This window comes from Thermosyntropha lipolytica DSM 11003, assembly GCF_900129805.1.
GTDB classification, from domain to species: domain Bacteria; phylum Bacillota; class Syntrophomonadia; order Syntrophomonadales; family Syntrophomonadaceae; genus Thermosyntropha; species Thermosyntropha lipolytica.
In genome coordinates this window covers 39,569-49,987 of record NZ_FQWY01000017.1, presented here as the reverse complement: position 1 = coordinate 49,987, position 10,419 = coordinate 39,569, and the positions used below count along the sequence as shown (strand labels likewise).

General features: G+C 39.5%; 12 protein-coding genes and 1 riboswitch. Of the genes, 9 read left to right on the top strand and 3 right to left on the bottom strand.

Annotated features, from left to right (window positions below; all coding sequences use genetic code 11):
* The 3 genes from BUB92_RS06265 to BUB92_RS06255 all read right to left on the bottom strand — a co-directional run.
* A partial coding sequence (locus BUB92_RS06265) for a transposase family protein (RefSeq protein ID WP_200774219.1) occupies positions 1-197 on the bottom strand: 197 nt, incomplete at its 3' end.
* Positions 198-373: 176 nt separating this feature from the next.
* Positions 374-793: a universal stress protein gene (locus BUB92_RS06260; RefSeq protein WP_159432315.1), complete on the bottom strand. Its 420-nt coding sequence runs from the start codon at positions 791-793 to the stop codon at positions 374-376.
* A gap of 16 nt (positions 794-809) precedes the next feature.
* Positions 810-1,940 (bottom strand): cation:proton antiporter, encoded by a 1,131-nt coding sequence (locus BUB92_RS06255; RefSeq protein ID WP_073091684.1) that lies wholly within the window; start codon positions 1,938-1,940, stop codon positions 810-812.
* A 118-nt stretch (positions 1,941-2,058) separates the two neighbouring features.
* A riboswitch (Fluoride riboswitch) is annotated at positions 2,059-2,140 on the bottom strand.
* A gap of 111 nt (positions 2,141-2,251) precedes the next feature.
* Here BUB92_RS06255 and BUB92_RS06245 point away from each other — a divergent pair.
* From BUB92_RS06245 to BUB92_RS06205, 9 genes are all read left to right on the top strand, one after another.
* Positions 2,252-2,974 (top strand): DUF1614 domain-containing protein, encoded by a 723-nt coding sequence (locus BUB92_RS06245; RefSeq protein WP_073091679.1) that lies wholly within the window; start codon positions 2,252-2,254, stop codon positions 2,972-2,974.
* Entirely contained in the window at positions 2,964-4,031 is a 1,068-nt protein-coding gene (spoIIP, locus tag BUB92_RS06240; protein ID WP_073091677.1) for a stage II sporulation protein P, read from the top strand. Before BUB92_RS06245 ends, spoIIP begins: the two co-directional genes overlap by 11 nt.
* Complete coding sequence (locus BUB92_RS06235; RefSeq protein WP_073091675.1) at positions 4,024-4,914, top strand: YIEGIA family protein; 891 nt, start codon at positions 4,024-4,026, stop codon at positions 4,912-4,914. The genes spoIIP and BUB92_RS06235 overlap by 8 nt, the downstream gene beginning before the upstream one ends.
* Positions 4,914-5,108: a capping complex subunit for YIEGIA gene (locus tag BUB92_RS06230; RefSeq protein ID WP_073091673.1), complete on the top strand. Its 195-nt coding sequence runs from the start codon at positions 4,914-4,916 to the stop codon at positions 5,106-5,108. Before BUB92_RS06235 ends, BUB92_RS06230 begins: the two co-directional genes overlap by 1 nt.
* A 273-nt stretch (positions 5,109-5,381) precedes the next feature.
* Positions 5,382-5,834, top strand: a complete 453-nt coding sequence (locus BUB92_RS06225) for an Hsp20/alpha crystallin family protein (RefSeq protein ID WP_073091670.1) — start codon at positions 5,382-5,384, stop codon at positions 5,832-5,834.
* A 152-nt stretch (positions 5,835-5,986) separates the two neighbouring features.
* Positions 5,987-7,291, top strand: a complete 1,305-nt coding sequence (locus BUB92_RS06220) for a DUF512 domain-containing protein (protein ID WP_159432314.1) — start codon at positions 5,987-5,989, stop codon at positions 7,289-7,291.
* Between the two features lie 16 nt (positions 7,292-7,307).
* Positions 7,308-8,636, top strand: a complete 1,329-nt coding sequence (der, locus tag BUB92_RS06215) for a ribosome biogenesis GTPase Der (RefSeq protein WP_073091666.1) — start codon at positions 7,308-7,310, stop codon at positions 8,634-8,636.
* An 86-nt stretch (positions 8,637-8,722) separates the two neighbouring features.
* Entirely contained in the window at positions 8,723-9,310 is a 588-nt protein-coding gene (gene plsY / locus BUB92_RS06210) for a glycerol-3-phosphate 1-O-acyltransferase PlsY (RefSeq protein ID WP_084728370.1), read from the top strand.
* Between the two features lie 17 nt (positions 9,311-9,327).
* Entirely contained in the window at positions 9,328-10,359 is a 1,032-nt protein-coding gene (locus BUB92_RS06205; RefSeq protein WP_073091699.1) for an NAD(P)H-dependent glycerol-3-phosphate dehydrogenase, read from the top strand.
* Positions 10,360-10,419: the final 60 nt, after the last annotated feature.

Here is a 10,419-nt window from a genome sequence, read left to right as displayed (position 1 = left end):
TTATTTAAATAAGGAATATCTTTTATGCGTTGATACCGGTAATCATGAATTTTTTTAGTTTCCGTTTTACACACCGGGCACTTATGAGGACTTACTGGTTTAGAAATACTTATCTCATAATAGTTATCATACTGCTTGACATCATCGATGTTTACATCTTTTAAAAAAAGCAAATTTTTGTTAAACTGAAATTGCATTGGGAAGAATACCTCCTTTATGAGTGGTTTTGGTTGTTTTTATTAACAGGTATTCGACCCAATGCTTTTTATTTTCCTTCTCCTACCCCAACATTTATTATAGAACCTAAAATAAAAACGGCTGCCAACAATGACTTTGTCGACAGCCTGGCGCGGGGTTTTATGCCCCGCGTGTTTTATCTTACCAGGAGAACTTTACAGGGGGCATAATACATGACCTTAGCTGCCACACTGCCTAAGAGAAAATCTTTAATGGCAGAAGTTCCCCGATGCCCCAGAACAATAAGATCAATTTTTTTGCCGGAGGCAAAATTTAAAATAGTTTCCGCAGGATGGCCTACGCGTATTTCGTTTTTTACGGTTATTCCATGAGCTGTGGCTAAATCTTCTACGGCTTTAAGCTTTTCCTGGAAAAAGGCTTCTCCTTCCGCTTTTACATCATCTACTTCCCCGCTTAAAAATGCAAAATCAGGGGTATGAATTATTGATATGGTATACAGTTCAGCTTCGTATTTTTTGGCCAGGTCTATAGCTACTTCTAATGCCCGTAGCGAAAATTCAGAAGCATCAAATGGAACTAAAATTTTTTCAAACAACTGACTTCCCTCCTTATTAAGCATCTTCTCGCGATTCCATATGCCGGCGGGGATCAAACCATCTCTGTGCTATTATCGTAGGTATTATCGCACTTAGCACGACAGCAGTTACTAATAATGAGAACTGGGTTTTATCGATAATACCGGCTGAGAGTCCGTACATGGAGCTTATGGTACCAAATGTTAATCCGGTACTCATGAGCAGAGTTATGTAGGTGGCATCAGGCCTTACATATTTATATGCCAAGGGGAATACACCTATCCCTTTAGCTATGATTTTTACCATAAAGAGCATAAACAGCAAGCCCAGGTTCAAATAGATGGCAGATAAAGATACATTCATACCGGCTTTCATGAAAAAGAAAGGTGTAAGCATAGAGAAAGATATAACCCTCAGTTTACGTGGAATAGCTGGATTTTGCCGGAATATTTTAGATACTACCAGTCCCAGTATGAAAGCAGGAAGTACAGCATGGCTTGCTCCTAATTGGGCTAAATACATGAGCAAAAATAGTACAAGGAAAATGAGCTTTATTTCAGGTTCTATAACCTTGTCCCCGTATTGGTTAAAAATGTAGGTAAAAATACGGGGAATAAAAATTATTATTAAAGCAGAGCCTATAATAAATAATAAAGTAAACAGGCTAAATTCGGCAAACAGAATGCTTAAAGCAAGTGCTGTGCCTAAATCAGTAACAAAACAGGCTGCCATAAGTATTTTACCGGTTTCGGTGTTAGTAAGTCCTGTTTCTACTAGTACCGCATAAACAACAGCTAGAGAAGTAGTAGAAAGAGCAGCTCCTGCGATTTCTGCGGCTTGAAATGACCAGCCTGCAATATAATAGGTATAGGCAAAGGCCCCGAGAAAAGGAATTAAAAAAGAAAATCCTCCGATCAGCATACTCTCTTTAAACTTTTTCTTCATCAAATCGGTGTCAACTTCAGCTCCCGCCAGAAAAGTTAACAGGATAGAAGCAAAACCGGCTAAGAAATCGATCCATGGGGTACTGTGCAGGCCTAAGAAATTACCCCCGATTATGCCCATAGCAATTTCTATTATGGTAACAGATAAAGCTGCCTGGATAGAGATTAAACTGGCTATAAATATTAGTATGCTCATAATAAGTGCAATGCTGATGTCATTCATGGCCTATTTCCCCTTTATCCAAGATGTAAATGGATTTTGCTTTTTTTTACCCCTCTTACACCTTTCCCATCTTACCTGTCACCCCCTTATTACAGAAAATAAAGAAACTCCTACCTTAAAGAGGGTAGGAGTTATTATCTCACGGGGAGAAGTTTATTGGCTTTACCTGCCAAAAAGCGAACTCCATCGCTTTCCTATTATTTTGTAATTGTAATTTACATTATTTTTTTATTAATGTCAATATCTATACATAAATATCTAAGCGGGCGGAAAACATATTTATAAAAATATTATGAGAAAGGATGAGGGTGATGACTAATTTTCCCCTGGGACTGATAATTTTAGTTGCTGTTTCCATATTAATATATTTTGGGGCTGCTCATCGGGTTTTAGACCGGATGCGGCTGAGTGACAAAGGTGCCTTAGCTGTTATTGCGGCTATAATCATAGGGAGTTTTTTTGATATTCCGGTAATCTCAAGAATAACGGTAAATTTAGGGGGTATTATTGCCGTTATACTGGCAGTCTATGTCTGGTTGGGAGCAGGTACTGCTTATGAAAAGATACGGGCGGTTATTGCCGCTGTGGTAACCGCATTGGCTTTATTTTTGGCGGCTAGATTTTTGGGAGCCGAACCGGAACAAATATTTATTGATCCTATCTATATTTATCCTATAGTTGCCGGTGTAGTAGGCTATTTAGCCGGGAGATCAAGAAGAGGAGCTTTTTTTGCTGCCGTAATGGGAGTTTTAGCTCTTGATATAGGGCAGTATGTATATCTCGTAACCAACAATATTCGAGGCAAAGTAGTTATAGGGGGGGCAGGGGCTTTTGATTCCCTTATACTAGCGGGTATATTAGCAGTACTTTTGGCTGAGATAATAGGTGAAACCTTAGAAAGGGTGCAGGGGGGACCTGATACTGATGATAGGCCTTCTGAGCTCATAAAAAACCTCAGAGAACCTGAACCGGCGCGTAAGCCGTTAAACGAAGGTGAGGCTTATGAGGGAGGTGAGGATAAGGATGAGAAATAGCGTTTTAGTTATAATTCTGGTTTTGGTTTTTACTCTAGCTTTAAATCTTAATTCTTCAAGTGCCCATGAAGAAGCACCTCCCGGTAATTATTACACATTAGTTGATGAACACAACAATATTATTCATCAAACTTCCATTAAGGTGCAGGTAGGAGACGAATATATAAGTGAAGATAATTCTCGCTATGAAGTAGTGGAGATTATAGGATATACAGCCCGCTGTAAATATAAAGGAAAGGAAAAAATGCCGGACCTAAAGCTTAAAGAGGATAAAAATAAAAAAACGGGAATTTTGTTAGGAGAAGAAGCTGTGCCGACTGTTGGGGGCAGGAAACCTACTATTGCCGTTTACTGCACTCATAGTGATGAATCTTATGTCCCTACTGATGGAACGGAGAGCAAACCTGGAAATGGTGGTATTTATGATGTAGCCGAAGCTTTTGTAAGAGAACTGAAGAACAAAGGTTTTGACGTGAAATATGACAATAATAATCATAACCCCCATGATATAAATGCTTATAATCGTTCGCGCAAGACAGCAGTAAAACTACTTAGAGAAAATCCGGATGCCATATTTGATGTACACCGGGATGCAGTTCCTCCCGGACAATATCAGTCTAAGGTAGAAGGAAAGGAAGTTACCAAGATTAAACTGGTAGTAGGAAGATCTAATCCTAATGCGAAAACTAATTTGGAGTTTGCTAAAAGGATTAAGGCAGTTATGGATAAGGAAAAACCAGGCCTTTCTAATGGCATATTCATAGGCAGGGGAGATTACAATCAAGATTTAAGCCCCCGCGCTATGCTTATAGAAGTGGGAGCTCATACCAATGATAAAAATGATGCTATTGAAGGTATAAAACAATTTGCCGATATTATGCCTGAAATCCTGGGAGTAGGAAATGAAAAAGGAGCTGCGCCGGCCAAGAAACCTTTAACCGCAAGCGAAAACAAGAGTGCTTATGGAACAGTAATAGCTGTTATTGTAGTTTTGGCAGCTGCTCTGGGAGGTTATTATTTGCTTAATCAAGGAACGGCAGGTAAGAGAAATGGATAATTATGCGGTAGTAATTTTAGCCGGGGTGGTAGCCGGGTTTTTATCCCGGCTTTTGACCTTGCGCAGTGATTACAGACATTACCCTGCTTTTCCTCATGGCTACTTTACTCATCTATCTTTAGGGTTTATTGCGGCATGTTTAGGAGCCGTAGCTATTCCGGCTATTGCCAAGCCGGATTATGTGGCGGTAACTTTTCTAGTTTTAGCTGCCCAGCAGTTTAGGGAGATAAGAAATATGGAAAGGGAAACTATGACTAAACTGGAAGAGACTAAACTGGTAAAAAGGGGAGCTGACTATATTGAAGGTATTGCCAGAGTATTTGAAGCCCGTAATTATTTAGCTATATTTACGGCTCTGATTACAAGTGGAGTAGCCCATCTCTTCGGATGGCAGTATTCTTTAGCCGCAGGGATTATCTGCATCTATCTTTCCATGCGTTTGATGCGGGGAGCTTATATAGGTGATATAGCTGAAGTTGTGGATGCTACTGTGCATTTCGAAGGCAGTTTGCTTATGGTAGATGATGTAGTAATAATGAATGTTGGGCTTCCTGAAACCAGGGAAAAAATCCTTAAAGAAGGAATAGGGGTTTTAATAAAACCTAAAAATGATGATGCTCGGCTTACTTTGCACAACCCGGGGCAGCGCATGGCGATTATCCATGATGTAGTATCTATTTTAGGGACAAAAGTAGATATAAATGAGACGGAACTGGTTCCTCTAGCCAGGAAACACATAGATAAGGGATATTTAGCCTTTTTTATACTTCCCAATGAACCTGATAGAGAGATACTCAAACAGGTTATAAAAAATGTTCCTCTTATTGAAACAGCTCAGGGTACTGCTCTTAAAAGTTTTTATGGTAGAAAGGCGGCAGATTGATGGATACTAAAATATCAGAATATATTTTAGCTATTGTTACGAATGACATGACTAAAGTGCAGGGAGGGGGATGCCCGGTATTTTATGCCGAGAATGCAGAGGAAAAGGAAAAGATAAGCCTGCTTTTGGCCCGCGCTTTGGGCGGGGTAGTACATGATCTGGAAAATGGGGTTTATTTTATTTGCAAACACTGAGGAGCAGGTTTTTGTCTGATGGTTTGCTAAAAAGGAGGTTGATTTATTTTGGGTTTTTGGTCAATGTAAAAAAATAAATAATGAAATACGGGATTAAATAAAGAAAAAGTAAAAAAAATAAAAGAAATAAATGTATATTTTATTATAAACTAATTTAACAGCCTTATAATGGCTAAAATAATATTTGTATATCTTAATACGAAGTGGTATTTAGTAATTAGAAAGTCAAATAAAGTCAAAAAGAAAAATAAAGTCAAAAAGGAGGGATGTTAGATGTTCGGAGGGTTGACACCGTTTAACAGGAGGAGAGGCGATTTAGCACGAAGAGGTTGGGAAATGTTTGATCCCCAGGGAGTAGTGGAAAGTTTCTTCAATGATTTCTTCTATCCTCATTTTTATCAGCCCCATTATATGAAGGCAGATATTAAAGAAAATGAGAAAGAGTATGTAGTAGAAGTAGAAATGCCGGGGGTAAATAAGGAACAGGTAAATATTGAACTGAGAGATGACCGGCTTACGGTTTCTGTAGTACAAAATGAAGAGATAAAAGAAGAAAGCGCTAATTACATCCGTAGAGAAAGACGTTCCGGTTCTATGAGCCGCACTTTTATAGTAGAAGATGTGGATGAAGAAAAGGTATCTGCCAAGCTAAAAGATGGAGTTTTAACCATTATTCTTCCCAAGAAAAATGGAGCAAGAAAAAATCGCAAGATTGAAATAGAATAGTTAGAGCCAAAATATTAAACTAGGCCGGGTAAATAGCCTGGCTTATTTTATGTTTGTTTTTATTTGACTTAAATGTTAAAATAGTTATCTTGCCAGGGTGTTTTTTTTGTTAGATAATGGTTAGGAATATAAAAACATGGAGAGGTTTAGAAGTGGGTGCCTGTATAATTGATATAATAGAAGGTAGTATTGCTGAGGAGATAGGTTTAGAAAAAGGAGATATACTGCTTTCTATAAATGGACAGGAGATTAAAGATATACTGGATTACCAGTTTTATGTACAAGATGAGTTTATCGTAATCGATGTAAAAAAGACCCATGGAGAAATAATTACCTTTGAGATTGAAAAAGATGAGGATGAAGAATTGGGAGTCTTATTTGCTGATATTGTTTTTGACCGTATGAAGGTTTGCCGAAATCGCTGTATTTTTTGCTTTGTAGACCAGATGCCGCCTGGTATGCGGAAAACTTTATATATAAAAGATGATGATTTTCGCTATTCTTTTCTCTATGGCAATTTTATAACCCTTACCAATCTTAAGGAAAAAGATTGGGAAAAAATAATAGCGATGCGCTTAAGCCCTTTATATGTATCTGTACACTGTATGGATCCCGAGCTTAGAGCTAAAATGCTTAATAATCCTAAAGCGAAAAATATTAGCCGTGATTTAAAAAGGCTTAAGGATGCCGGTATAGAAGTGCATACCCAGATAGTGTTATGCCCAGGGATAAATGATGGAGTAGTTTTAAAAGAAAGTATAGAAAAATTGGCTTCTTTTTATCCTTCGGTTTATTCCGTAGGTATTGTGCCGGTAGGCCTCACTAAATACCGGGATAACCTTTTTCCTTTACGAAGTTTTACCCGAAAAGAGGCAGAAGAGATTATCCGTTTGGTAGATGAATATCAAAAGAGATTCCGTAAAAGATTAGGGAGAGGACTAGTTTATCTGGCTGATGAATTTTTTATAAAGGCAGGTCAGCCTTTTCCCCCGGCTGATTATTATGATGACTACTGCCAGATAGAAAATGGTATAGGGATGGCCAGGATTTTGCTGGATGAATTTGCCGAGATAATACCTGAGCTTCCGCAAGAAATAGAACCCAAAGAAGCATTTATAGTTACTGGTGTTTCAGGGATTCCGGTTCTAGAGCCTATTGTGGACAGGTTGAATCTTATAGAAGGATTAAGTCTAAAGCTTATACCGGTAAAAAATGAATTTTTTGGCGAACAGGTTACGGTAACCGGGCTTTTAACCGGGCAGGATATAATAAACACCCTTAAAGATGGCTACCGGGATAAGATAGTAATTATTCCCCAGGTAGTCTGCAGAGAAGGGGAAGAAATTCTTTTGGATGATATAAGTTTGGAAGACATAAAAAAGGCAACCCGAGCCAGAATTTATACGGTTGATGGCAGTGCTCATTCTTTGGTGCAGACTGTACTAAAATCACGATAAAAATGGAGGAAGGCTTATGGCGAAACCGGTAGTAGCGATTGTGGGAAGACCTAATGTGGGAAAATCTACTTTGTTTAACCGTTTAATTGGAGCTAGAAAAGCAATAGTTGAAGATATACCAGGAGTTACCAGGGATAGGATTTATGATAATTCAGAGTGGCGGGGGCGGGAATTTATAGTTATTGATACGGGTGGTATAAGGTTTGATGAAGGGGATATTTTTGCTTCCGAAATTAAGATGCAGGCAGAACTAGCTATCGAAGAGGCGGATGTTATCATTTTTGTGGTAGATAATAAGACGGGTATTACGGCCGAGGATGAACAGGTAGCCGAGATGCTGCGCCGTTCTCAGAAACCAGTAATAGTAGCTGCCAATAAGGTAGAGGATTTTTCTAAACATATTTCTTATTACGAGTTTTATCAGTTAGGTTTAGGAGATCCTATACCTGTGTCTGCTATGCATGGTATGAATACAGATGAGCTTTTAGATGCGGTAGTAGCTAAATTTCCTCCCCAACCGGAGAAGGAGGAAGAAGAAGACCGGATAAAAATAGCAATTGTCGGCAGGCCCAATGTGGGTAAATCTTCCCTGGTAAATGCTTTTCTGGGTGAAAAAAGGGTAATTGTGAGTGATGTCCCGGGCACTACCCGGGATGCTATAGATACTCCTTTTACTTATGCCGGACGCCAGTATACCTTGATTGATACGGCGGGGATAAGAAGAAAGTCGCGCATAAAGGACGCTACCGAAAGGTATAGTGTAATAAGGGCTTTGCGAAGCATTGACCGGGCTGATGTGGTTTTAATAATGATTGATGCTACCGAAGGGGTAACAGAGCAGGACAAGAAGATTGCCGGTTATGTGCATGAACAGGCGAAAGCCAATATAATTGTTGTTAATAAATGGGATTTAGTAAAAAAAGACGAGCATACCATGAATATCTATGATGAAAGGATAAGGGAGGAGCTGAAGTTTTTAGCTTATTCTCCTATTTTGTATGTGTCAGCAGTTACCAAACAAAGGGTATTTAAAATCCTGGATATAGTAGATTTTGTGGTCGAACAGCATAATCGCCGGATAACTACCGCTGAACTTAATCGGGTGGTAAATGAAGCTATCATGTTAAATCCCCTTCCTGGGGGAGGAGGAAAGAAAGTCAAAATTTTATATACTACCCAGGTACGGACAGCTCCGCCTACTTTTGTATTTTTTGCTAACCATCCGGAAGGGGTTCACTTTTCATATTTAAGATATCTGGAAAATGTTCTGCGCAAGAATTTTGGCTTTGAAGGAACACCGATAAGGCTTTTGGTCCGGCAGAATGAAAAGAAAGAATTTAACTAAAAAGGTTGACGTTAAAAAGGAAAAGCAACCTCTGGTGTCGTATATAGAGAAATCTGCTTATGATTTTTAAAGCGGGGAGGATTACCGTGCAAGAGGCAGGTTTAATAATATTATCGTATATTTTAGGGTCTATTCCTTTTTCCTATCTTTTCAGCCGTCTGTGGGGAGGAGTAGATATAAGGAAAAGAGGAAGCGGTAATGTAGGAGCCACCAATGTTCTTCGTACCCTGGGGCTTAAGGTAGCCCTGCCTGCTTTTATAGGAGATTTTTTAAAAGGAGTGCTGGCAGCTTTTTTAGGCTTAAAATGGGGAGGAGAAGTCCTGGCTTCCGCTTGTGCTATGGCGGCGGTTATTGGACATTGCTATCCGATATTTTTAGGCTTTCGGGGCGGAAAAGGGGTAGCTACGGCAGGCGGGGCAGTGCTTTTTCTTATGCCTGATGTTCTTGGTTTGCTTGCTCTAGTTTTTGTGGGCGTAATCTTTATGTTTCGCTATGTTTCGTTAGGTTCGATTACCGCAGCTTTGGTATTGCCCGTATTAGCTTATTTTATGGGTAAACCCCAAAGCTTTATGGTTTTAAGCATGGTATTGGCAGTTTTAGTTATATACAAGCATAGAGAAAATATAGAAAGGCTCTTAAGCGGCAAGGAACCTAAAATAGGGGAAAAGGCTTAGGGAGGTTTATGGGCGGCATGAGAAAAGCATGTGTATTGGGGGCTGGCTCCTGGGGAACTGCTCAGGCCTTGCTTCTAAGTGATAATATAGATAGGGTAGTTCTGTGGGGAAGAGAAGAAGACGGTATCGAGTCTATCAAGGAAGAAAGAGAGAATAAAAGGTTTCTTCCCGGGATTAAGCTCCCTTCCAATATAGAGATAAGCAGTGATATGGCTTATGCTCTTTATGATGCTGAACTGGCCATTATTGCCGTTCCTGCTCAGGCGGTACGAGGTGTAGTTAAATCTATGGCGGGCTATCTGGAAGACAAGACTTATCTGGTTAATACTGCCAAAGGGATTGAAATAGATACCGGTATGAGGATGAGCCAGGTGGTAGAAGATGTTCTGGGAGGGGAAATAAAATCAAGGTTTGCAGTATTATCAGGGCCCAGTCATGCGGAAGAAGTAGCCCGCAAAATACCTACGGTAGTTACGGTAGCCTCTTTTAAAAAAGAAACGGCTTTTTATGTGCAGGATGCTTTTATGACTACCTATTTTCGAGTTTATACTAATCCCGATGTAGCCGGGGTAGAACTGGGCGGGGCTTTAAAAAATATTATTGCTCTGGCTGCAGGTATAGTACAAGGCCTTAATTATGGCGATAATACTAAAGCGGCTCTTATTACCCGGGGCTTGACGGAGATAACCCGTATGGGCATAGCTCTGGGAGGGGATGCCAGAACTTTTTCCGGCTTGAGCGGAATAGGAGATTTGATTGTAACCTGCGGCAGCAGATATTCCCGTAACTTGAGAGCGGGAGAGCTTATAGCCAGGGGATATTCCCTTCCGGAAGTATTGGATAAGATAGGCATGGTAGTAGAAGGGGTTTATACTACCAGAATAGTTTATAAATTAGCAGCCAAAATGGGAATTGACATGCCTATTACTCAGGCTTGTTATAATGTCCTTTACGAAGGAAAAAAACCGGAAGAAGAATTAAACAGGATAATGAGCCGGCAAAAGAAACATGAGATTGAAGAGATAGTAAATAATATAGAGGGCTGGTAGAAAGTGTGAATAAAAAATCACACTTTTTTTGTTTTCTGGTTATATTACCGAATATTGATA